Source organism: Streptomyces sp. NPDC001381 (assembly GCF_042895685.1).
Lineage (GTDB): Bacteria > Actinomycetota > Actinomycetes > Streptomycetales > Streptomycetaceae > Streptomyces.
Window position 1 is genome coordinate 98768 of record NZ_JBIAWO010000016.1, and the last position, 23473, is coordinate 122240.

17 protein-coding genes and 2 pseudogenes are annotated in these 23473 nt (G+C 72.4%); 10 read left to right on the top strand and 9 right to left on the bottom strand.

The window, feature by feature from the left end:
• Nucleotides 1-40 precede the first annotated feature (40 nt).
• From ACFY2L_RS37260 to ACFY2L_RS37270, 3 genes are all read left to right on the top strand, one after another.
• Nucleotides 41-1357 (top strand): copper amine oxidase, encoded by a 1317-nt coding sequence (locus ACFY2L_RS37260; RefSeq protein WP_390662092.1) that lies wholly within the window; start codon nt 41-43, stop codon nt 1355-1357.
• Between the two features lie 102 nt (nt 1358-1459).
• Nucleotides 1460-2698: an SAV2148 family HEPN domain-containing protein gene (locus ACFY2L_RS37265; RefSeq protein ID WP_390662093.1), complete on the top strand. Its 1239-nt coding sequence runs from the start codon at nt 1460-1462 to the stop codon at nt 2696-2698.
• 110 nt (nt 2699-2808) lie between these two features.
• On the top strand, nt 2809-3534 hold the full coding sequence (locus ACFY2L_RS37270) for a 3'-5' exonuclease (RefSeq protein WP_390662094.1): 726 nt from the start codon (nt 2809-2811) through the stop codon (nt 3532-3534).
• 7 nt (nt 3535-3541) lie between these two features.
• Here ACFY2L_RS37270 and ACFY2L_RS37275 read toward each other — a convergent pair whose 3' ends face one another.
• On the bottom strand, nt 3542-4405 hold the full coding sequence (locus ACFY2L_RS37275) for a phosphotransferase enzyme family protein (protein WP_390662096.1): 864 nt from the start codon (nt 4403-4405) through the stop codon (nt 3542-3544).
• A 100-nt stretch (nt 4406-4505) separates the two neighbouring features.
• Between ACFY2L_RS37275 and ACFY2L_RS37280 the strand changes: the two genes are divergently transcribed.
• The 4 genes and pseudogenes from ACFY2L_RS37280 to mgt all read left to right on the top strand — a co-directional run bounded on the left by ACFY2L_RS37280 (nt 4506) and on the right by mgt (nt 8811).
• Nucleotides 4506-5453, top strand: coding sequence for a carbohydrate ABC transporter permease (locus ACFY2L_RS37280; RefSeq protein ID WP_390662097.1), 948 nt, complete (start codon nt 4506-4508; stop codon nt 5451-5453).
• Nucleotides 5450-6283: a carbohydrate ABC transporter permease gene (locus ACFY2L_RS37285; RefSeq protein WP_390662098.1), complete on the top strand. Its 834-nt coding sequence runs from the start codon at nt 5450-5452 to the stop codon at nt 6281-6283. Before ACFY2L_RS37280 ends, ACFY2L_RS37285 begins: the two co-directional genes overlap by 4 nt.
• A complete protein-coding gene (locus ACFY2L_RS37290) occupies nt 6283-7557 on the top strand; it encodes an ABC transporter substrate-binding protein (RefSeq protein ID WP_390662099.1) in 1275 nt (424 codons plus the stop codon). Before ACFY2L_RS37285 ends, ACFY2L_RS37290 begins: the two co-directional genes overlap by 1 nt.
• A 20-nt stretch (nt 7558-7577) precedes the next feature.
• A pseudogene (mgt, locus tag ACFY2L_RS37295) lies at nt 7578-8811 on the top strand (macrolide-inactivating glycosyltransferase).
• Nucleotides 8812-8880: 69 nt separating this feature from the next.
• Here the strand turns inward: mgt and ACFY2L_RS37300 are convergent.
• Nucleotides 8881-11136, bottom strand: a complete 2256-nt coding sequence (locus tag ACFY2L_RS37300) for an MMPL family transporter (protein ID WP_390662100.1) — start codon at nt 11134-11136, stop codon at nt 8881-8883.
• A gap of 249 nt (nt 11137-11385) precedes the next feature.
• On the opposite strand from ACFY2L_RS37300, the gene ACFY2L_RS37305 reads away from it, so the two are divergent.
• Nucleotides 11386-11934 (top strand): DUF1697 domain-containing protein, encoded by a 549-nt coding sequence (locus ACFY2L_RS37305; protein WP_390662101.1) that lies wholly within the window; start codon nt 11386-11388, stop codon nt 11932-11934.
• A gap of 28 nt (nt 11935-11962) precedes the next feature.
• Entirely contained in the window at nt 11963-12979 is a 1017-nt protein-coding gene (locus ACFY2L_RS37310) for a ketopantoate reductase family protein (protein ID WP_390824551.1), read from the top strand.
• A 22-nt stretch (nt 12980-13001) separates the two neighbouring features.
• Here ACFY2L_RS37310 and ACFY2L_RS37315 read toward each other — a convergent pair whose 3' ends face one another.
• Together ACFY2L_RS37315 and ACFY2L_RS37320 are read right to left on the bottom strand one after the other, a co-directional pair.
• Entirely contained in the window at nt 13002-13808 is an 807-nt protein-coding gene (locus tag ACFY2L_RS37315) for a hypothetical protein (RefSeq protein WP_390824552.1), read from the bottom strand.
• Complete coding sequence (locus ACFY2L_RS37320; RefSeq protein WP_390824553.1) at nt 13805-17800, bottom strand: hypothetical protein; 3996 nt, start codon at nt 17798-17800, stop codon at nt 13805-13807. Before ACFY2L_RS37320 ends, ACFY2L_RS37315 begins: the two co-directional genes overlap by 4 nt.
• Before the next feature lie 661 nt (nt 17801-18461).
• Between ACFY2L_RS37320 and ACFY2L_RS37325 the strand changes: the two are divergent.
• A pseudogene (locus ACFY2L_RS37325) lies at nt 18462-18551 on the top strand (ArsR family transcriptional regulator); the annotation flags it as partial.
• A gap of 129 nt (nt 18552-18680) precedes the next feature.
• Here the strand turns inward: ACFY2L_RS37325 and ACFY2L_RS37330 are convergent.
• The 5 genes from ACFY2L_RS37330 to ACFY2L_RS37350 all read right to left on the bottom strand — a co-directional run.
• Complete coding sequence (locus ACFY2L_RS37330) at nt 18681-19421, bottom strand: sirohydrochlorin chelatase (RefSeq protein WP_390662105.1); 741 nt, start codon at nt 19419-19421, stop codon at nt 18681-18683.
• A 6-nt stretch (nt 19422-19427) separates the two neighbouring features.
• Entirely contained in the window at nt 19428-20333 is a 906-nt protein-coding gene (locus ACFY2L_RS37335) for an ABC transporter permease (RefSeq protein WP_390824554.1), read from the bottom strand.
• The gene (locus tag ACFY2L_RS37340; protein ID WP_390662108.1) at nt 20320-21108 is read right to left on the bottom strand and encodes an ABC transporter ATP-binding protein; all 789 of its coding nucleotides are present in this window, start codon (nt 21106-21108) and stop codon (nt 20320-20322) included. The genes ACFY2L_RS37335 and ACFY2L_RS37340 overlap by 14 nt, the downstream gene beginning before the upstream one ends.
• A gap of 36 nt (nt 21109-21144) precedes the next feature.
• The gene (locus ACFY2L_RS37345; RefSeq protein ID WP_390824555.1) at nt 21145-22251 is read right to left on the bottom strand and encodes an aliphatic sulfonate ABC transporter substrate-binding protein; all 1107 of its coding nucleotides are present in this window, start codon (nt 22249-22251) and stop codon (nt 21145-21147) included.
• Between the two features lie 262 nt (nt 22252-22513).
• Nucleotides 22514-23473, bottom strand: a 960-nt coding sequence (locus tag ACFY2L_RS37350; RefSeq protein ID WP_390824556.1) for a GTP-binding protein, incomplete at its 5' end; no start/stop codon positions are given.

Genomic DNA, 23473 nt, shown 5'->3' on the forward strand with positions numbered 1-23473 from the left:
CTTTCCCACTCACCACCTCCTGCCAAGGAGTCATGTCCACATGCGTGTCACCAGAATGAGCCGTACCCACAAGGGAGCGGCCGTCGGCCTGTCCCTGGCCGCGCTGGCCGCCGGCGCGACCGCCGGGGCCGGCCCCGCCGCCGCCCAGCCGAAGGCCGCCCCCGCCGCGGCGGCCGACTGCAGCGCGGCCTACCGCATCGAACAGAAGCTCTCCACCGGCACGACCTGGCGCATGTGCTGGCGCTACGAGGCCAAGTCCGGGCTCGTCCTGGAGAAGGTCACCTACCAGCCGCCCGGCGAGACCAAGCCGATCCGGGTCCTCACCAGCGCCAAGCTCGCCCAGATCCATGTGCCGTACGACGACGGCAAGAACGAGTACAACGACATCACCGACTACAACTTCGGCTCCGGCCTGGTGAACCTGGCCCCCGCCGAGTGCCCCGGCGGCACCATCAAGACGGTGAAGGTCCCCCAGGCGATGGACCCCCAGCACCCCGACGTCAAGGGCCTGTGCACCACGACCCGGTCGCGCGGCCACGCCTACCGCATGCAGGCCGAGGGCACCAAGGTCTACCAGGCCCAGGGCAAGGACCTGCTCGTCTACACGGTCAACCAGGTCGGCTGGTACGAGTACATGACCGAGTGGCGCTTCTCCGACGACGGCACGGTCAACATGAACGTCGGCGCCACCGGCAGCCTCTCGCCCTTCGACTACGACGCCGGCGACGGCCGCGGCTGGCCCATAGGCAAGGGCGCCACGTCCTACGCCACCAGCCACAGCCACAACGTCTTCTGGCGGCTCGACTTCGGCCTGGACGGCTCCTCGGCCAACAAGATCGAGCAGTACGACTCGGTCGTCAGCCCGCCCGCGAGCGGCCAGCAGGGCCCGACCAACAAGACCACCCGCACCCCGGTCACCAAGGAACTCGCGGGCGACGCCAAGAACATGCGCTGGTGGCGCGTGGTCAGCAGCATCGGCAAGAACAAGGACGGCCACGCGCGCAGCTACGAGCTCGTCCCCGGCGCCACCACCAAGTACTCCGGACGCGGCTTCACCCGGCACGACGTCTACTTCACCGAGTACAACAAGTGCGAGATGTACGCCAGCAACAACCCCCTCAACTGCGGTACGGGACACCCCAAGACCGTCGACAAGTGGGTGAACGGGCAGACCCTCAAGCACCCCGTGGCCTGGGTGAACGTGGGCTTCCACCACATCGCGCGCGACGAGGACCAGCAGCCCATGCCGGTCCACTGGCAGGGCTTCTCCATCGCCCCCAGGGACGTCACCGCCATGAATCCGCTCACGCCGCCCGCCCTCAAGGGTGAGAACGGTCGGCCCGACACCGGCAGTTGAGAAACGACCTGCCCATCCGGCTGCACCGCCGACCGCTCCCGGAGTACCCTTCCTTGATCGTTGAGACGGGGAGAGCTCAACGGAGCGGAAGGCGGTGCTTGGGTGGGCTCGGGAGGGCTGGAGCTGCCCCCTGGTGACGAGGGTCACGAGGGGAGCTCCACAGACGTCCCGCCCGGAACGGTGTCCCTGGCCCGGCCGATGGAGACCAACGCCATCGGGCCGGAGCTGGACTGGGACGCCGAAGCCTGGCGCGAGGTGCGCACCCGCGCCCAGCGGGCCGGCCGGGCCTACATCTGGCTGAACCTCGTCGAACAGCGGCTGCGCGCCGTGGTGGCCGCCGTGCTGCGGCCCATCTACGAACCCGTCCACGGCGACGAGTGGGTGGTCGCCGCGGCCGGCCCCGCCGGCCAGGAATGGGTGCAGCGCGCCGTCGCGGTCCGTGAAGTCAGCCGCCGCAAGGGCTACTTGCTCGACCCGGCCGACGACAACGTCATCTCCTTCCTCACGCTGCCGCAGCTGCGCGAGCTGATGGTGCAGCACTGGCCGTGCTTCGAGCCCTACCTCGACGACCGTAGGGACGTCGAACTCGCCCTGGACGAGCTGGAGGTGACCCGCAACGTCGTCTCCCGCAACCGGGCGCTGTCCGAGGCCGTCCTCGGCCAGGCCGAGCGGGCCTCCGCGCGGCTGCTGGAGATGCTCGGCACCGGCGGCGACGTGCCGTCCGCGCGCCGGCTGCCCGTGGACGCGGTCGAGGACCTCGTCGGTGACCGGTACGCGGACGTCGTCGCCGTCCACTCCGACCGGGTGCGGCTGCTGCGCCAGTTCCCCGCCGAGGACATCTTCGACGGCTCCCGCCGTATCGACGCCATCGGCATCGGCCTGAACCTGCTCGTGCAGAACTTCTCCGGCCGGCGCCTGGTCCGCCTCGCCGAGGCCGGCGCCCGCGTCCGGCTGCTGTTCCTCAACCCCGCCTCCAGCGCGGTCAAGCGCCGCGAACGCGAACTCGGGATGAAACGGGGCGAACTGAGCCGCGCGGTGGAGATGAACATCCTCCACATGCGCCGCGTCCGCTCCCGGCTGCGCGACCCGGGGGCCTTCCAGATCCAGGTCTACGACGAGACGCCCCGGTTCACCGCCTATCTCGTCGACGGCGACGGCACCGACGGCATCGCGGTCGTCCAGTCCTACCTGCGGCGCATGCGCGGCATGGAGGCGCCGGTGCTGGTGCTCCGCAACGGCAACCGGGTGGTGAAGCCGGGCGAGGTGGACGAAGGGGGGCTTTTCGCGGCATACCGCGAGGAGTTCGAACTGGCCTGGGCTGATTCACGGCCGGTGTCCTGATTCGTCCCCGCCCCGTCCGGGTGGGAAGCGGAACGCGGTCCTCTGATTGTCAGTGGCGCATGCGAAGGTGGAGACCACTGGGGGAAGCACCGCCAAGAAGGGGGGCCGTCATGGCCTGGTACCGGGAGCTGCTCGTCGGCTTCGACCTGGAGACGACCGGGACGGATCCGCGCGAGGCGCGCATCGTCACGGGCGCCGTGATCGAGGTCAGGGACGGTCAGGTCCTGGGGCACAAGGAGTGGCTGGCCGACCCGGGCGTGGAGATCCCGGCGGACGCGGTCGCGGTGCACGGGATCAGCAATGAACGGGCCGCCGCCGACGGCAGCCCCGCCGACCGGGTGGCCGACGCCATCGCCGGCGTCCTGACGGGCTACTGGCGCACCGGCGTCCCGGTCGTCGCCTACAACGCGGCCTTCGACCTGACCCTGCTCTCCGCCGAACTGCGCCGGCACGGCCTGCCCTCGCTGCGCGACCGGCTCGGCGGCCAGGACCCGGCGCCGGTCGTCGACCCGTACACCATCGACCGCTGGGCCGACCGCTACCGCCGCGGCAAGCGCAACCTCGAAGCGGTCTGCGCCGAGTACGGCGTCACCCTCGACTCCGCCCACGACGCCTCCGCCGACGCCCTCGCCGCCGCCCGGCTGGCCTGCGCGATAGCCGGCCGCCACCCCAAGGTGGGCGCCCTCGGTCCGGCGGAGCTGCACCGCCGCCAGATCGGGTGGTACGCCGAGTGGGCGGCGGACTTCCAGGACTTCCTGCGCCGCAAGGGCGAGACGGACGCGGTGGTGGACGGGGCCTGGCCGGTGCGGGAGCCGGCGGACAGCCCCACGGCGTAGGGCGGGTTCAGAAGGGGTACCAGCGCACCGCCGCGTCCCCCTCCCGCAGGGAGGCCACCCTGCGCTCGAACTCCGCGAGCGCCTTGGGGTTGGCGGGCGCGTGCTGGGCCACCCAGGCGCAGCTCGCCGTCTCCCGGGCGCCGCGCAGCACCGCACAGCCCTCCCACTCCCGTACGTCCCACCCGTAGGCCTCCGTGAAGGAGTCGTAGGCCGCGGCGGACAGGCCGTAGCGGTCACGGGAGAGGGCCATCACCACCAGGTCGTGCTCGCGCAGATCGGCGGAGACCGTCTCCAGGTCCACCAGGACCGGGCCGTCGGGGCCCACGTGCACATTGCGCGGGAGCGCGTCGCCGTGGATCGGGCCGGGCGGCAGATGAGGGGTGAGCGCGGCGGCCGCCGCGGCGAAGCCGTCCCGGCGCGCACGCAGATACGCCGCGTCCGCCGGGTCGATCGCCGCACCGGCGAGCCGCAGCCAGCGTTCCACCCCGGACAGCAGATCGCGGGGCGGCAGGCCGAAGGAGGGGGTGGTCAGGGCGTGCACGAGGCGCAGCAGTTCGGCCAGATCCCGGGGCTCGGCGGGCCGTACGGGATCGGGCAGCCGGTGCCACACCGTCACCGGGTGTCCCTCGACCAGCAGCGGCTTCGGCTCGGCCGCCCGTACCGCGGGGACCCCGGCCTCCGCCAGCCAGGCGGCGATGTCCAGCTCGCGCCGGGCCCGGTCCAGGAGTTCGGCGTCCCGTCCCACCTTCACCACCAGGTCACCGGCGGCGAACACCGCGTTCTCGCCCAGGGCGAGGAGCCGCGCGCCGTGCGCCGGACCGGGCAGCACTCCCGCACCGGCCAGTACGTCCCGCGCCCTTGCCTCGTCCATCGTCCGCCTCCCTGTCGTGTGCCGGTTCCGGCCAGTCTCGCATTCACACAGGTCGCGCCGGGTGCGCCGGCCCTTGACGGGATACCGCCCCTTCACGACCATGAACACGCCAACCGGGTCGCGCAAAGGGGATGATTCCGTGACAGGGGCGGTGGAGGCCCGGCGGTCGGCGCGCCGCGCCTCCCGACGCGGCGCGTGGTTCCTCGTACTGCCCGCCCTGATCCCCGTCCTGGTGCTGAGCGTCGGCCCGCTGCTCTACGGGATCCTGCTGGCCTTCACCGACGCCCAGTCGGGCCGTACCGCGCCCACGCGGTGGATCGGCGGCCTCAACTTCTCCGACCTGCTGCGGGACACGCTGTTCTGGGAGTCGTTCCGGATCGGCCTGGTCTGGGCGGTCGGGGTGACCGTCCCGCAGTTCCTGCTCGCCCTCGGCCTCGCCCTGCTGCTCAACCAGGAGTTACGGCTGCGCCGGCTGGCCCGGGCCCTGGCGATCGTCCCCTGGGCGATGCCCGAGGTCGTCGTCGGGGTCATGTGGCGGCTGGTCTACAACCCGGACGCCGGCGTCCTCAACGAGTCGCTGCGCGACCTCGGCCTGGGCGACGGCCGGGACTGGCTCAGCGGCCTCGCGACCGCGCTGCCCGCGGTGATCGTCGTCGGTGTCTGGGCGGGCATGCCGCAGACCACGGTCACCCTGCTCGCCGGCCTGCAGAGCACCCCGCGCGAACTGCACGAGGCGGCCGCCGTCGACGGCGCGGGCGCCTGGCGCCGCTTTTGGACGGTCACCTGGCCCGCCCTGCGGCCCGTCGCCCTCGCGATCACGGCGCTCAACCTCATCTGGAACTTCAACTCCTTCGCCCTGGTCTATGTGCTGACCGGCGGCGGCCCCGGCGGCCGCACCCGGCTGCCGATGCTCTTCGCCTATGAGGAGGCCTTCCGTTACGGCCAGTTCGGGTACGCGGCGGCGATGGGCTGTGTGATGGTCGCGGTGATCTCGCTGTTCCTGGCCCTGTTCCTGGTGGGCCGGATCGGGGGAGGCGACGCGCGATGAGGACCCGTCCCGCGGCCCGCGCCGGCCAGTACGCGGCCCTGCTCGCGTACCTCGTCTTCCTCGCCTTCCCCCTTCTCTGGCTGCTGTCCACCGCCTTCAAGCCGCCCCGCGAACTGGGCAGCCCGCATCCCGCCTGGATCCCGGAAGACCCCACCCTCGCCAACTTCCGTCAGGCCTTCGACGAACAGCCCCTGCCGCAGGCCGCGTTCAACTCCCTGCTCGCCGCACTGGCCGCCGCCCTGATCGCCGTGTGCCTGGCCACGCCGATGGCGTACGTCATGGCCCGGCAGCGCTCCCGGCTCACGCGTGCCGCCGCCGGGTGGGTGGTGGTCAGCCAGGCCTTCCCGTTCGTGCTGGTGATCATCCCCCTGTTCCTGGTCCTGAAGAACCTGCGGCTGATCGACTCACGGCCCGGCCTGGTCATGGTCTACGTGGTGTGGGCGCTGCCGTTCGCGCTGTGGATGCTCGTCGGATACGTCCGTGCCGTCCCCGTCGAACTGGAGGAGGCGGCCGCCGTCGACGGCGCCGGGCGGCTGCGGACCCTGGTGTCGGTGACGGCGCCGCTGCTCGCGCCGGGGATCGTGGCGACCGGGCTGTTCGCGTTCATCACGGCGTGGAACGAGTTCTTCTTCGCGCTGGTGCTGCTGAAGACGCCGGAGAAACAGACCCTGCCGGTCGTCCTGACCCATTTCATCGGGGCGGAGGGCGTGGCCGACCTCGGGCCGCTGGCCGCCGCCGCGTTCCTGGCCACCCTCCCCTCGCTGGTCGTCTTCGCGGTCATCCAGCGGCGGATCACGGGCGGCATGTTCACCGGGGCGGTGAAGAACTGATGCGGAACGTCGTCTTCCTGGTGCTCGTGGTGCTCCTGGCGGGCTGCTCGTCGGGCGGCGGCACGCGTGACGACGGCCGGATCACCCTCCGGTTCCAGTCCCTGGCCTGGCAGGAGGAGTCCGTCGAGGCCAACAAGGACCTCGTACGGGAGTGGAACGCCACCCATTCCGACGTCCAGGTCAGCTATGTGCAGGGCAGCTGGGACAGCGTCCATGACCAGCTCCTCACCTCCTTCGAGGGCGGCGAGGCCCCGGACGTCATCCACGACGCCTCCGACGACCTCGCGGACTTCGCCTACGGCGGCTACCTCGCCGACCTGACCGGCCTGCTGCCCGCCCGCCTCGAGTCCGGCATCCCGCAGCGCAGCTGGGAGACGACGCGCTTCGGCGACGGCGTCTACGGAGTGCCCTTCCTTCAGGAGCCGCGGGTCCTCGTCGCCAACGCCGGCTGGCTGAAGCGGTCCGGCGTGCGGATCCCCACCCCCGGACACCCCTGGACCTGGGACGAGTTCCGGGCGATCACCGAGCGGCTGAGCGGCGACGGGAAGTACGGCGTCGCCTGGCCCCTCAGGGAGCCCGTCTCCGCCACGCTCAACCTCTCCCTGTCGGCGGGCGGCCGGCTCTTCCACCGCGACGCGGACGGCAGGGTGACCGTCCGCTTCGAGGCCGGCGACGAAGTCGTCCCCCGCACCGTCCACGACCAGGTCACCACCGATCGCAGCGCCTCGCCCACCACACTCGGCAGCGGCGGCTCGGACACCCTGCCCGGCTTCTTCGGCGGCAGGTACGCCATGGTCCCGCTCGGCTTCTCCTACCGCCAGCAGATCGCGCAGCAGGCGCCCGAGGGCTTCGACTGGCAGGTGCTGCCCGCCCCGGCCGGCGCCGACGGGCTCGCGCAGGGAGTCAGCCCGCAGACGCTGTCCGTGGCCGAGGACAGCCCGCACAAGCGGGAGGCCGTCGAGTTCATCGACTTCCTGCTGCGGCCGGAGAACATGGTGCGGCTCGCCCTCGGCGACTGGATGCTGCCCACCGGCACCGAGGCCCTGAAGGACCCCGCCCTGCACACCACCGAGGACGGCTGGGCGACCGGCACCGCCCTCGCCGCCCAGCTGCGCCCGGCCCCCGCCCTGTCGGTCCGCGGCTACCCGGAGTGGAAGGACAAGGTGGCCACGCCGGCCTTCCAGGAGTACTACAGCGGTGCCATCGGCCTCGGTGAACTGCGCACCCGACTGGAGCGGGACGGAAACCTCGTGCTGGCCCGCTACCAGCGCTGACCTGCGACGGTCTAAATTCATTGCACGAGACGTATCGTCTCGCCTACGGTCGTAGGCATGACCGGTCGCGCCCACATCGCCATGTTCTCCATCGCCGCCCACGGCCACGTGAACCCCAGCCTGGAGGTGATCCGCGAGCTCGTCGCGCGCGGCCACCGGGTCACCTACGCCGTCCCGCCCGCCCTCGCCGGGAAGGTCGCCGCCACCGGCGCCGAGGTCAGGCCGTGGCACTCCACCCTGCCCGCACCCGACGACGACCCCGCCGCCTGGGGCAGCACCCTCCTCGACCACGTGGAGATCTTCCTCGCCGACGCGATCCAGGCGCTGCCCCAGCTGGCCGAGGCCTACGACGGGGACGAACCCGACCTCGTCCTGCACGACATCACCGCCTATCCCGCCCGCGTCCTCGCCCACCGCTGGGGCGTCCCCGCCGTCTCCCTCTCGCCCAGCCTCGTCGCCTGGGAGGGCTACGACGAGGAGATCGCCCGGCCCCTGTGGGCCGAGCCGAAGAGGACCGAGCGCGGACGGGCCTACTTCGCCCGGTTCCACGCCTGGCTCGAGGAGAACGGCATCACCCGGCACCACGACGACTTCCTCGGCCGCCCGGACCGTTCCCTCGTGCTGATCCCCCGGGCGCTGCAGCCGCACGCCGACCGGGTCGACGAGACCGTGTACAGCTTCGTCGGCGCCTGCCAGGGCGACCGGGCCGACGAGGGGGAGTGGACCCGGCCCGCCGGCGCGGAGAAGGTCGTCCTCGTCTCCCTGGGCTCGGCGTTCACCAGGCAGCCGGACTTCTACCGGGAGTGCGTCAGGGCCTTCGGCGAGCTGCCCGGCTGGCACCTGGTGCTCCAGATCGGCCGGCATGTCGACCCCGCCGACCTGGGCGCCGTACCGGACAACGTCGACGTGAGGTCCTGGGTGCCGCAGTTGACCGTCCTGAAGCAGGCCGACCTGTTCGTCACGCACGCCGGCGCCGGCGGCAGCCAGGAGGGACTGACCACGGCCACGCCGATGATCGCCGTACCGCAGGCCGTGGACCAGTTCGGCAACGCGGACATGCTGGTCGCGCTGGGCGTCGCCCGGCGCCTGGACAGGGCGCAGGCGACCGCCGGGGCGCTCCGGGAGGCGGCGCTCGCCCTCGTCGACGACCCGGAGGTGGCCGGCCGGCTGGAGGCCCTGCGGGCGGAGACGGCCGCGGAGGGCGGCACCCGGCGGGCGGCCGACCTGATCGAGGCCGAACTGCCCGCGAAGTGAGCACGGCCGAGGGCCCGTCGACTCCCCCGGAAGTCGACGGGCCCTCGGCAGGCGGCGGACGGCGCGGGGTCAGACCCTCAGCGGCTCGCCCTCGTCGTCCTGCGCCGCCGTCCTCGGCGCGATCGCCTCGGGCGCCTCGTCGTGCGTCAGGTCCGGCAGCCGGTGCAGCCACTTCGGCAGGTACCAGTTGTGCTCCCCGAGCAGCGCCATCACCGCCGGGAGCAGCACGCCCCGGATGATCGTCGCGTCGATCAGCACCGCGGCCGCCAGGCCCACGCCCATCTGCTTCATGGACTGCATGGACAGCGTCCCGAAGATCGCGAACACGGCGACCATGATGACGGCGGCACTGGTGACGACCCCGGCCGTGGTGACCACGCCGTGCTTGATGGCCTCGTTCGTGCTGCGGCCCCGCAGCCGCGCCTCACGGATCCGCGAGACCACGAACACGTGGTAGTCCATCGACAGGCCGAACAGGATCACGAAGAGGAACAGCGGCAGCCAGGTGATGATGGCGCCGACACCCTCGGCGCCCACCAGCGAGGCGCCCCAGCCGTGCTGGAACACGGCGACGAGGATGCCGTAGGCGGCGCCCACCGACAGCAGGTTGAGCACGATCGAGGTGATCGCGACCGTCAGCGAGCGGAACGACAGCAGCATCAGCAGGAAGGCGAAGACCACGACGAACGCGAAGACCGGGACGACCGAGCCGATCAGCTGCTCGTTGAAGTCCTGGTTGCCCGCGACCTGTCCGGTGATCGGCGCCTGCACGCCGTCGACCTTGCCGAGCGTGGCCGGCCGCACCTCGTCGCGCAGCTTGTCCAGGCTCGCGCCCGCCTTGTCCTGGTCGGAGCCGCCGACCAGCGGGACGTAGACGAAGGCGACGTTCTGCGCGTCGTGCAGCTTGATCTCCACCGGGCCGCGCGAGGCACCCGAGTCGACCGCCTGCTCCTTGAACCGCGCGAGGGCGTCCTTCACCTCGGAGGCGTTGATGTCGTCCGCCTTGACGACGACCGTGGCCGGCTCCGAACCGCCGGGGAAGGCCTCGTTGACCCGGTTGTAGGTCTGCACGATCGGCAGCGAGTCCCCGAACTCCTGGTCCAGGGTGAGGTTCTGCGTCTTCATGCCGGCCGCGGGAGCGGCGATGGCGAGCAGCGCGCCGGCGGCCACCACCACCGACACCACGGGCCTGGCGAGCACACCCTTGAGCACGGCCGACCAGAACCGGCTGCCGTTGTCGCCCCCGTTCCTGAGGCGCCGCCGCAGGAACGGGATCCGGCCCTTCTCCACCCGCTCGCCCAGCAGGGACAGCAGCGCGGGCAGCACGGTCACCGAGCCGACCATCGCCACCGCCACCACCATCAGCGAGGCCAGACCCATCGCCTCGAACGTGGCGAGCCCGGTGAACAGCATGCCCGCCATGGCGACGCACACGGTGACACCGGAGACGATCACGGCCCGGCCGCTGGTCGCCGCGGCGATCCTGAGCGCGGTCTCCGGGTCCCGTCCGGCGGCCCGCTCCTCGCGCTCCCGGCGCAGATAGAACAGGCAGTAGTCGACGCCCACGGCCAGACCGACCAGCAGCATCACGGAGCTGGCGGTGTCGTCCATCGGCTGGACGTGGCTGACGATGGCCATCAGACCCGTCGTGGCCATGATCGCGGTGATCGCGAGCGCCACCGGCAGCAGCGCGGCCACCAGCGCGCCGAACGCGATCAGGAGAATGCCCAGCGCCACCGGCACCGCGGAGTACTCGGCCTGCTGGAAGTCGTCGCCGAACGCGTCGTCGAACGTCTTCATCATGCTGGCGCCGCCGATCTCCTCGATCCGCAGCGAGGAGTGGTCCTCCCGCACCCCCTCGACGGCCTTCAGCACCGGCTCCACGCGCTCACCCGCGGTGTCGGAGTCACCGCGCATGTCGAACTGCACGAGCGCGCTGCGCCCGTCCTTGGAGATCGTGCCCGTGTCGTACGGAGAGGTGACGTCGGTGACCTTGCCGGTGCCCTCCACCGCCTTCACGACCGCGGCGACGGCGGACCGGAACTCCGCGTCCGTGGCCTTGACCGAACCGTCCTTGGCCTGGAGGAGCACGGTCTCCCCGGCCGGCTCCTCGATGCCCGCGTCCTCGACGATCTTCGCGGCGGTGTGGGTCTCCCCGCCCAGCTGGTCGCTCTCCTTGACCTCGACCGTGCCCGCCGCCGAGCCGATCCCCATGGCCAGGACGACGAAGAGCACCCAGATGCCGACGGCGGCCCATCGGTGGCGTGCGCTCCAGCCGCCGGCCCGGGCCGCCAGGCCCCGTACCCGCGTATCTCCGTTTGCCATGACGGGCCCTGCTCCCTCGTGAGCGATGGCAGCCCCCTGCCGCCACCTTTCGATTCGAAGGTATGGGCTGGATAAGAACATCTCATCGTGCTGCCCGGTGAGCTGCGGACCGGCCGGGTCCTCCCCCCGGAGCGGGCCGGCCTCACCGCTGGGGAGGAGGTGGGCCCTTACATCTATCTCGTGGTCTAGGGGGAGCGGCCCAGGGTTCGGCTCCCCCCGCGGGCCCCCGGAGCCGCCTAGGGTGGGCGCATGACGACGACGTACGCGGCCCTGCTGCGCGGCATCAACGTGGGCGGCGCCAAGAAGGTCCCGATGGCCGACCTGCGCACCCTGATGGAGGGCCTCGGCCACGGCGGCGTGCGCACCTACCTCCAGAGCGGCCAGGCCGTCTTCTCCTCCGCCCACGGCGACGAGGACGGCCTCGCCGCCGAGCTGGCCGCCGCGATCGAGAAGCGGTTCGGCTTCGGGGTCGACGTGATCGTGCGCGACCACGCGTATCTGAAGAGGGTCGCCGAGGCCTGCCCGTTCCCGGCCGCCGAACTCGAGGCCAAGCAGCTCCACGTCACCTACTTCTCCGCGCCCGTCGGCGCGGAGCGCTACGCCGAGATCGACCAGGCCGCCCACCTCCCCGAGGAGTTCCGCCTCGGCGACCGCGTCCTCTACCTGTACGCCCCCGAGGGACTCGGCCGTTCCAAGCTCGCCGAGGCGCTGTCCCGGCCCCGCCTGACCAAGGGACTCGTCGCCACGAGCCGGAACTGGAACACGGTGCTGAAGCTGGTGGAGATGACCCGGCCCTGAACCTCGGGGCATGTGCGAGGCTCGGGGGATGCGCTACATCATCATCGGGGCAGGGGCGGTCGGCGGCACCGTCGGCGGGCGGCTGGCGGAAGCCGGCCACGAGGTCGTGCTGGTCGCGCGGGGCGCGCACGGGGCGGCGCTGCGGGAGGACGGGCTGCGCCTGAGGGTGCCGGAGGGCGAGCTGACGCTCCGCCCGCCCGTGGTGGCCGGACCGGAGGAGCTCGGCGTGCTGCGCGCCGACGACGTCCTCGTCCTCGCCGTGAAGACGCAGGACAGCGAGACGGCACTGCGGACCTGGGGCCCGGCCCCGGTCGAGGGCGGCGGCATCGCCGCCGAGCGGCTGCCGCTGGTCTGCGCGCAGAACGGGGTCGAGAGCCAGCGCCTCGCCCTGCGCCGCTTCCGGCACGTGTACGGCGTCTGCGTCTGGCTGCCCTCCACCCACGTCGAGCCCGGAGTCGTCTCCGCCGCCGGTGCCCCGCTCACCGGCGTCCTGCACCTCGGCCGCTACCCGCACGGCACCGACGACACGGCCCGCCGGATCGCCGCCGATCTGGAGAAGGCGCGCTTCGAGGCACCGGTCGTCGAGGACGTGACCCGGTGGCAGTACGCCAAGCTGCTGTCCAACCTGGGCAACGCGCTGGAGGCGGTGAGCGGCCTGGTCGTGGACCCGGAGGCCGAGGCGCTGTTCGCGCGGGTCCGGGCGGAGGGCGCCGCCGTGCTCGACGCGGCGGGGATCGCGTACGCAGGCACGCGGGAGCAGCAGGCCGCGCGCGGCGACAAGGTCACCCTCGTCCCCCTCGACGGCACCCCGCGCGGCGGCGGCTCCTCCTGGCAGTCCCTGAGCCGGGGCGCCGGCACCATCGAGGCCGACTACCTCAACGGCGAGATCGCCCTCCTCGGCCGTCTGCACGGGGTACCCACCCCGCTGAACGAACTGCTGCAGCGGCTGGCGAACGACTTCGCGCGAGAGCGCCGGGCCCCCGGTTCCCTGCCGGTGGAGGAGCTGGCCCGCCTGGCCGACGAGGCCGTCGCGGACGCCCGGTAGCCCGGCGGGGGAGTGCCGGCGGTCAGAGGGCCGCCAGCACCGCCCCGGTCACCCTCGGATGCCTCAGATAGTCGAGGACGCCGTGCGGCCACACCGGCGCGATGCTGATGTCGGGAAGCGGCTCGACTCCCCTGAACACCCGGGCCAGTTCACCCTTCGGTACGGCCACGAAGTCACCCGCGTCGGCGATGTCGACCCAGCGCCGCACCGGGCCGGGCCGCGTGCCGAGCCCGTCCAGCGGGGCGGGGCGGAGCCGGTGGAACACGGCGTGCGGGAGGGCGAGGGGGGAGCCGAGGGTGACGAGGAGGCGGACGTCGAGTCCGCCTTCGCCGGCCAGGTCGTGCAGGGCCTCGTAGGCGACGACGCTGCCGAGGGAGTGGGCGAGGACGATCTGCGGACGGTGCCGCAGGAGGGCTTCGCGGACCCGCTCGCGCACGGCCTCGCGGCGGGCGGTGAAGTACCGGGCGACCTCGGGGAAGAACAGCGACACCGTCTTCTCCACCACGGCGGGCCGCTGCCCGCTGCGCCGGGCGACCTCACCGCAGATCCAGCGCAGCCAGCCCGTGGCGCGCCCCTGCACCCCGTCCGGAGCGACCCCCCAGGCGAGCGCCCACTGCTCGATCAGCGCCACCTCGGCCTCGTCCGGCTCGGCCCCCTGCCGCTCGCTGCGCAGAAGGTCGGCGTAGTAGGCGGTCTCCAGGTCGAGGGCGGGCAGCGCGCCGCTCAGGGCGCCCTGCCAGTCGGTGCGCAGCCGTGCGGCGCCGAGGACGGGAGTGGTGTCGGCGGCCTTGTAGTTGCGGACGCCGTGCACGCCCAGGATGCGGGTCATACGGGGGTGTCCTCCGGGGGGTCGGGGGTGAGCGAGTAGGTGGCGAGGGCGCCGTTGACGACGACGTAGAGGTGGAGCGGCCCCGCGAACCCGTAGGTGCTCGGTTCGGCGGGAAGGGGGATCCGGGCGTGAAGGCGCAGTGTCGAGGCCTCCCAGACCATCAGGGCGCGCGCGTTCTCGTCCTCGAGGGCGACGGCCAGGAACCTGCTGTCGGGCGAGAACTCGGGATGCTCCGCGGCCCGCCGCTCACCGAGCGGGATGACCTCGGGCTCGGGGAGCCGGTCCGGTGAGCCCGTGCGGAAGACGCACACGCGCTTGTACCCCACCACCGCCAGGGTCCGGCCGTCGGGAGAGACGGCCAGCTCGTGGGCCCGGGCCAGGGCACGGCTGCCCAGTTCCCGGCCGGTGACCGGGTCGCGGAGCGTCAGCAGCTGCTTCTCGCTCTCGTACACGGCGATGAAGCGGCCCGCGGGGGAGCCGATGACGTCGTCCCTGTCGAAGCGCGTCAGCTGGGGAGCCGGTGTCTCCCGGGTGAAGTCCTTCCACAGGCGCAGGTGTCCGTCCTGGTCGCTGCTGACCAGAACTCCCGTCACCGGGTGCATGGCGATGGAGTTGAACCGTGCTCCGCTGCCCAGCAGACGGTTGACGACCCGGTCCGAGGCCGTGTCCACGACGAGCAGCGCGTCCCAGGCGCTGACGACCAGCAGGGACGCGTCGGGGGTGAAGACGACGCTCGTTCCGTTCAGGTCGTGGGTGTCGACGCGTGCGACCGGGTCGTGGGTGCGGGCCGAGTACAGAAGGGCGCCGTCGGCGGACGCGACGGCGAGCAGCCGTTCGTCGGGCGAGAATCCGACGGCGGAGGCGGGCGTCCCGGTCAGCGGGGTCCACCGGTCGTGCTCCGGTTCGCACAGCGTCACCCCCGCGGTGCCGGCCACGACCAGCAGGCGCCCGTCGGGGCTGAATCCGACGTCCTGGACCTCCTCGACGTCGTCCACGCCCTCGCCCGGCTCACGGCGCGTGACCTCCACCGGACGGCCGCCGGAGACGTCCCACAGGGAGACCCCGTGCTCCCTGCTGCCCACGGCGAGCAGGCGGCTGTCGGGCGAGAAGGCCAGGGCGGTCGGGGCGCCCGTCCTGCACTCCCAGGGCGGCCCGGCGAACACGCGGTGCCGCACGTCCCAGAGCTGGACGCTCCGTCTGAAGGAGTCCCTTCCGACCGCGAGCAGCCGGCCGTCGGGAGAGAAGGCGACGGTGGTGACGGAGTGGTCCACCGCTCGGCCCCACTGCACCGTGACCGGCTTCCAGGTGTCCGTCTCCAGCAGGGCGAATCCCTGCCAGGTGCCGACGGCCAGCAGGCCGCCGTCCGGCGAGAAGGAGATGTGCCGCACGGGACCGAGCGGGCTCGGGATGAAGCGGCTGCCGGAGTCCACCCGGCCGCCCCGCGCCCACCGGAAGACGTGCGTCGCCGACTCCGGCCGGACCGCGAGCTGCCGGGCGACGCGGGTGAACCTCTCCCGGAGCTCGTCCAGGCCGAGCCGGTCGGCGTCGAAGACGAACACGGCCGCCCGGTCGGAGGCACCGCGGAGCTGGGAGTGGGTCCTCCACGAGGCGCTCAGCAGCCGCAGGATGTCGGCGGCCCGCCCGGACCGGACGAGATCCATCGCCCGGTGGTCCTCCCCCAGGTCGAAGCGCACGAGGAAGTACGGATCGGTGAGCAGCGTCTCGGCGTACGGCACCGAGTCGGCCTGCGCGGCGTGCCCCAGCGCGTGACGCAGGACGTACGGCTCGTCCTCGGCGGCCTCCCACGCGTCACCGCCTTCCTCCGCCTCCCCGTCCGCTTCCTCGTCCGCTTCCTCGTCCGCCTCCTCGTCCGCGCCGGGCGTGTAGGGGCCCACGATCTCCGCCAGCAGCCGGCGTTCGAGCGCGACGCTCTCCGCCTCTTCCCACGGGTCCTTGCTCACCGGGTGGGTGCGCAGATAGTCGGCCAGCCCTTGGTGGAAGAGCCGGTACAGCGTTTCCCCGCTGCGCGGATCGGTGCCGTACCGCAGGAAGGGCGAGGCCTCCCACAGGGTGTCCCGCAGCTGCCGCTCGTCGATCTCCTCGGCGTCCAGCGCCCTCAGACACCGCCGCAGGACCGTGCTCGGCATGCCGTCGCCCCGCGACCGGGCGAGCACCGCGAGCACCGCCCGCAGACAGGGGAAGTCGGGACGCCGGGTCTTCAGGATCGACTCCAGCAGCGACGGCAGATCCGCCGAGGCCGCCTTGGCGTAGGCGTCCGCACCCGCCTCGTCCTGCGGAGGGTGCCGCAGGGTCAGCAGATAGTGGACGTACAGCCCGGCCAGCAGGAACGGCCCCCAGAGGCCGTCGGGGCGCGCCTCGCGCACGATGCTCCGCGCGCCCTCCTTCGCCAGCAGGTCGACGAACTCGGCCGACGGGCCCGTGGCATAGGGCTCGCGCGCGCGGAGCATGCGCTGGACGTACTGGTGCACGTCCTGTTCCACGGTGGGGCGTTCCGCCGTGTCGAGGTCGATGTGCTCGCTCGCGATCCCGGCCTCCTCCTCCAGCGCCGACAGCGCGCTCACGACCTCCCGCCGGCCGCCGAGAAGGATCCTGCACGGTGCCGTGGCGCCGGCGGTGCCCTCGCCGCGGCGCGGTGCGAGAAGGCCGGCGACGAGACTCAGCACCTCCTGGGGCTCGGTGCTCTCGTCCACCGCGTCGAGCACGACGAGGCGGTCCTTCCGCTCCTGCGCGAGAGCCGCCCGCAGCGACCGGGCGTTCCAGGCGAAGGCCCCCGAGGCCCCGGCCCCGGCCTCCCCGTCCTCCCGCTCCAGCCCCGCCGCGGACACGATCGCCTCCAGCACCTGCTGAGCCGACCGCTGCCGCGCGTGCACCGCGACCACCCCCGGCACCTCCGGGAGCGCGGACCCCGCCGACTCCCACAGTTCCCGGAACCGCTGCCGAAGCCCCGGCTCGGCGGCGCAGACGATCACCCCGAGCAGGCCGGACTTGCCCGCCCCGGCCGCGCCCGTCACCGTCAGCAGCCGGCCCTCGCCCGCCAGCCACCGGGTGTACCGCTCCAACTCCGCGGCCCGCCCGGAGAAGAACCCGGTGCCGGGGTCGGCGGGGACCAGTCCGCGCCCGGAGGCGCGGTCGGCGAAGTAGCGGGAGTCGTCGACCTGTTGCCCCGCGGCACCGGGGGAATCGGGGCCTCCCTCACCCGGCACATATCCCAACGACCGGTGGCGCAGTTCGAGTTGTTCCTCGGACAGTGCGACCAGCCGGGGGTTCGGCAGGAACGGCCAGTCCGCGTCGCCCTGTTCGACATGGAACCCGATGGACAGCCGCAGCCCCGCCGTGTCCTTGCGGTTGACCCGGATCACCTCGCGCACGAAACGCCCGAAGGAGATGGCCTCCTCGTCGAGGGTGAAGTCGCGGTCCGCCAGCCGGTGCAGGGCGGCGGCGACCCATCCGCTGAACTTCCCCCGCTCGGTCGGGGTGTCGCCGACGCACGCGCCCAGCGCCCACACCCCCCGCTCGACCTCGAGTTCGGTGAACGGCTGCCGTCCCGTCGCCGTCCCCGCCGAGCAGGTGTCCACCAGGAAGACGACCCGTCGCCGGCCGCCGTCCCGCTCCACCTCCTGCTGGGCCTTCTCGATCCAGCGGTCGACGTCCACGTCACGATCGTCACGGGCGACGAACGCCAGCCGGGACCCCCGGTCCACCCGGCCGTGCCCGACGAGGTGGACGACGAGGACGTCCGCGGGCCCCGGCTCCCTGACGAGGCGCCTGCGCAGCAGGTTCTCGATCTCGTCCTCGTCCGGGTCGAGTTCGGTCTCCACGTCGGCGTTCAGGCGCTCGAAGGCCTTCGCGACCTCCTCCACGCGGCCCGCGACGAAGCCGAGTTCCTCCTCCGTGCCCTCGGTGAAGCTCCCCACCCCGATCGACAGCACCGACACCCGGGGAGCGCGCCGACGCTCGGCTGACTCGTCCAACAGGCCCTCCTGCGCGCAACGTTCGCACCGACGCCCGGAAGCCCACACCCCTCCCCGGCACGACCTCCCGACGCTACAGGATCCCAGGGACCCCCACACCCCGACGCTTCGGCAGCCCTGGACCACCCTCCTGCCGTCGCCCGCTGCGGCTGTCCGCCCGGCCCGCCTTCCGGGCGGTGGTGCCGTGGCGGCGGCCGACCACGCGCACGCCCACCTCCTGGCGCCCCGCCGACGACTGTCCGCCCGGACCGCCTTCCCGTCGGTGCCGCTGCGGCCGTCCGGCCGGGCAGCCCGCCTCTCGGCGTGCCCGGCTGTTCCCTGTCGTCCGGGGCGCTCGGCTTCTTGGGGTGCCTGGTTGTTCCTTGTCGTCCGGGGCGCCCGGCCTCTCGGCGTGCCCGGCTGTCCCGTGTCGCCGGGCCGCCCGGCTTCTCGGCGTGCCCCGGTGTCCCGTGTCGCCGGGCCGCCCTCCTGTCACCGCAGGGCTGCGGCCGTCCGTTCGTACCGCCTTCCCGGCGGTGCCGCGACGGAGGTTGTCCGCGTCGGCCGCCCGTCGGCGCCTGGACGCCCTGGAGCGTGAGCCGAGGAACCGAAGGAACCGCCCCCGGTCACCGGCGACGCGCCGGTCCGCCTCCTGGGCCGGCCCCGCGCCCGGCTGCTTCCGCTGCTCGCCGAACCGGCCTTCACGACGGAACTCGCCCACCGGCTGAACGTCAGCCCGGGTGCCGTCAGCCGGCACCTCGCGATCCTCAGCGCCGCGGGCCTGCCCAACCGCGCCAGAAGCGGCCGGGCGGTCCGCTGCGACCGCACCGTCCCTGGCGACCACCTGTGCGGTCGGCGCCGCCCGACCGGGCGAGGAGACCAGCCGCGCAGGGCGAAGCCGTCACGCCCCGACGGCGGTCAGCGCCGGCAGTCGCGCCGCGTCGTACCGTTCCAGCAGCACCCGTGCCACCTCCGGCGCCGGGCCCAGCACATCGGCCAGGACGTCCGCCCCGGCCGCGCCGCGCGCGATGCGGTCCGGCAGGAAGCCGGGCGCCAGGACGTACGGGGCCACCGCCACCCGCGCGCAGCCCAGCGCGCGCAGTTCGCGCACCGCGTCCTCGGTGCGCGGCAGGGACGCGGAGGCGAACGCGGGCCGCACGGCGCACCAACCGGTGTGCCGCCACTCCCGCGCGATTGCTGCGATCACCGCGATCGCCTCCGGGTCCGTGGACCCCGCCGAGGCCAGCACGACCCCGGTCGAGGACTTGTCGGCCGGGCTCAGCCCGGCCTCGTACAACCGCCGTTCGAGCGCCGACAGCAGCAGCGGGGACGGGCCCAGCACCTCCGCCTGCCGGATCCGCAGCCGCGGCGGCGCATCCCGCAGGACCGCGGGGATGTCCGCCTTCGCGTGGAACGCGCGGGTGAGCAGCAGCGGCAGCGCGACGACGTCCCGCACGCCCTCCGCCGCCAGCGACTCCAGCACCCCGTGCACGGACGGGACGTTGAAGTCCAGGAAGCCGGTCTCGACCCGCAGCCCCGGCCGCAGCGACCGTACCCGCCGCACCAGGGCGTGGACGGTCGCCGCGTGCCGCGGGTCGCGGCTGCCGTGGGCGATGACGAGAAGAACCGGCTTCCTGCGCATGGGACCTCAGCCCTTCACCAGCAGGCCGCGGCTGCGCAGCACCCGCCGCTCCAGCGGGCTGAAGATCAGCAGGTCGATGGCGATGCCGACGAACAGGATCAGGAGGATGGCCTCGAACACCATGGACATGGAACTGGTGTTGCGGCCGTTCTCGAGGAGCGCGCCCAGACCGATGCCCAGGTCCGGCGAGGTGGCGATGATCTCCGCGGCCATCAGCGAGCGCCAGGAGAAGGCCCAGCCCTGCTTCAGGCCGGCCAGATACCCGGGGAGCGAGGCCGGCAGCACGATGTGCCAGGCGCCCTTCAGACCGGTGGCACCCATCGTGCGGCCCGCCCGCAGGAACAGCGGCGGCACCTGGTCGATACCGGACACCAGGCCGTTGGCGATGGACGGCACGGCGCCCAGCAGGATCACCGCGTACATCATCCTGTTGTCCAGGCCCAGCCAGATCACGGCCGGCGGCACCCACGCCACCGACGGCAGCGACTGCAGACCGGACAGGATCGGGCCGATCGCGGCGCGCACGAACTTCACCCGCGCCACCAGCAGACCCAGCGGCGTGCCGATGGCCAGCGCGAACAGGAAGCCCAGCAGACCGCGCGAGACGCTGGTCCACACGTACCCGAGGAGCTTGCCCTCCAGCCACGCGTCCTTGAACTCGCCCCCGACGTCGGCCGGCGAGGGCAGCTTGGACGGGTCGTCCACGATCTTGAAGGTGATCAGCGCCTGCCAGACCACGAGCAGGACCGCGACCGCGACGACCGGCGGCAGGACCTTGCCGACGAGGGTCTGCCGCACGGAGGTACGGCTGACGGCACTGGTCTCCAGCGCGTCCAGGCCCGCCTCCACCGAGGCGATCTGCGCGTCGCCCTCGGCGCGGGCGTCCGTCGTCTTCGTCTCAGTGCTGGCCATGACGGCGGATCTCCCCACGCAGGACTTCGGTGATCTCGAGGGACAGTTCGGCCACGGGAGCGTCCTCGATGCGGCGCGGCTGCGGAATGCCGACCGTCCACTCGCGCGCCACCCGGCCCGGCCGGGACGACAGCAGGATGACGCGCTGCGCGAGACGCACCGCCTCCCGCACGTTGTGCGTGACGAACAGGACCGACAGCCCGGTCTCCGCCCAGATCCGGGTCAGCTCGTCGTGCAGCACGTCACGCGTGATCGCGTCGAGCGCCGCGAACGGCTCGTCCATCAGCAGCAGCCGCGCGTCCTGAGCGAGCGCGCGCGCCAGCGCCACCCGCTGGCGCATACCGCCGGACAGCTCGTGCACCCGCTTGCCGTACGAACCCTTCAGCCGCACCAGTTCGAGCAGCTCCTCGGCCCGGCCGCGCCGCTCGTTCTTCGGGACCCCACCCAGCTTCAGGGCGAGTTCGATGTTCTTGCCCGCGGTCAGCCACGGGAACAGGGCGTGCTCCTGGAACATCAGAGCGGGACGCCCGTCGGTGCTGATGCTGCCCGACGTCGGGTCGTCGAGACCCGCCACCAGGTTCAGCAGGGTGGACTTGCCGCAGCCCGAGGCCCCCAGAAGCGTGACGAACTCTCCCGGCGCGACATCGAGCGTGATGTCGTCCAGGACGAGCTGCTGCCCGGCGGGGCCGGCGAAGGACTTCGATACGTGCTCGATGCGGGCGGCGTACTCCACCGACTCGGCGCCTTCGGCTGCCTTGGCGAGGGTGGTGGCCATGGTCGTCACCTCCTGGGAACTCATCCGACTTCGGGTTTACTCGGCGCCGAGACCGGCGTCGTCGACGGTGCTCTCGCCCTCGGCCTTCAGGACCTTGTTCAGGAGCGTCAGGTCGTAGATGCCCTTCAGCAGCGGGTCCTCCAGCAGACCCGCCTCCACCGCGTGCTGCGCCTCGGTGCCGAGGGTGGCGGCCAGCGGGTCGTCGGTGAACCGGATCGACTTCCACGCCGGGTCCAGGACGTCGGCGGGCAGCTCCTTGCCGGAGTCCACCTTCAGCTGTGCGTTGGCCGCGGCCTTCGCCTCGTCCGGGTGGGCGTTGATGTACTCGTTGGTCTCGACGGAGGCCTTCAGCACCGCCTCGACGGCCTTCGGGTGCTCCGTGAGGAACTTCTGCGACACGATGAGGTTCGTGATCACGAACTTCTCGCCGGGCCACAGGGTCGACTCGTCGAGCAGGACCTTCGCGCCCTCGGCGACCAGCTTGGACGCGGTCGGCTCCGGCACCCACGCGCCGTCGATGGAGCCGGACTTGTAGGCGTCCGGGGTGATCTTGTTGTCCGTGCGGACGACGGAGACGTCGCCCTTGCCGCTCTCCGCGTCGACCTTCCAGCCCTGCTGCGCGATCCAGTTGAGGAACGCCACGTCCTGGGTGTTGCCCAGCTGCGGGGTCGCGATCTTCTTGCCCTTGACGTCCGCGAGGGTCTTGATCTTCTTCGGGTCGACCACCAGCTTCACGCCGCCGGACGCCGAACCGCTGATGATCCGCAGGCTCTTGCCGTCGGACTTCGTGTACCCGTTGATCGCGGGGGAGGGGCCGATCCAGCCGATGTCGATGGAACCGGAGTTCAGCGCCTCGATCTCGGACGGGCCGGCGTTGAAGACCTGGTACTTCGCCTCGGTGCCGCCGAGCGCCTTCTGGAAGTAGCCCTTGTTCACGCCGACCAGCGCGGTCGCGTGGGTCAGGTTGCCGAAGTAGCCGATCTTGACGGAGTCGAGACCGTCGGTCTTCTCGGCCCCGGCGGCGACCTTCTGGGCGGACGAGCCGTCGTCTGCCCGGGAGCCGTAACCGCAGGCGGCGAGGGTGAGGAGAGGGAGCGCGGCGATGACCGCGAGGGTGCGGCGGACGACGTTGCTGGCAGGCACGGGAGGGGTTCCTCTCGTTGGCCCGGCGGTCACGGTCTCTCAGGTCGTGGCCGGGTGGTCGGCAAAGGGTTTTCGTCGCTTCCGGGACGTCGGATGGGGGGACGGGGCACGCAGGCAGTGCGCGTACGTCAGTGCGCACATCGCGCGACTCCGCCCTGCCCTCCCCCGAACTCCGTTCGGGGGGACCCCCAGCCGAGGGCGCCGCTGCCGACGCGGCCGCCCTCCTTCGCGAACGTCGCGTAGTAGTCGGTCGGGTTCATGGTCAGAAGTCCCAACCGTCGTCGTCGGCCTCGTCCTTGACCGGCTCGGGGGAGGCGAACGACTCGCCGACCATACCGGCGGTGAGCGTCGTGCCGTCGGCCGGATCGATAAGGATGAACGATCCCGTGCGACGCGAGTCCGCATAGGAGTCCACTGGCAGCGGCTCCGCCGTGCGGATCTTCACCCGGCCGATGTCGTTGGCGACGAGCTGTCCCGGGTGCGGGTGCAGGGACAGGTCGTCGAGCGTGAGACGGGACGGGATGTCCTTGACGATCGCCTTGACCGTGCGGGTGCCGTGCTTGATCAGCACCCGGTGCCCGACGGTCAGCGGCGCGTCGGCGACATGGCAGACGGTGGCCTCCACGTCCTGCGTGGTGGCGGGCGCGTCCTTGCTCGGCACGATCAGGTCACCGCGCGAGACGTCGATGTCGTCCGCCAGCAGCACGGTCACCGACTGCGTCGTCCACGCCACGTCCACCGGCTCGCCCAGCAGGTCGATCCCGGAGATCGTCGACGTACGGCCGGACGGCAGGACCGTGACCGGCTCGCCCACCCGGAAGGTGCCCGCCGCGATCTGCCCCGCGTAGCCCCGGTAGTCCGGGTGCTCGGCGGTCTGCGGCCGGATCACGTACTGCACGGGCAGCCGGGCGTGGCAGTGCGCCAGGTCGTGGCTGACGGGCACGGTCTCCAGGTGTTCCAGGACCGTGGGACCGCCGTACCAGTCCATGTGGGCGGACGGCTCCACCACGTTGTCGCCGGCGAGCGCCGAGATCGGGATCGCGGTGACCTCGGGGACGCCGAGCTCCGTCGCGTACGCCGTGAACTCCTCGGCGATCGCGGCGAACACGGACTCCCGGTAGTCGACCAGGTCCATCTTGTTGACGGCGAGGACGACGTGCGGGACCCGCAGCAGCGCCGCGATCGCCGCGTGCCGGCGGGTCTGCTCGACGACGCCGTTGCG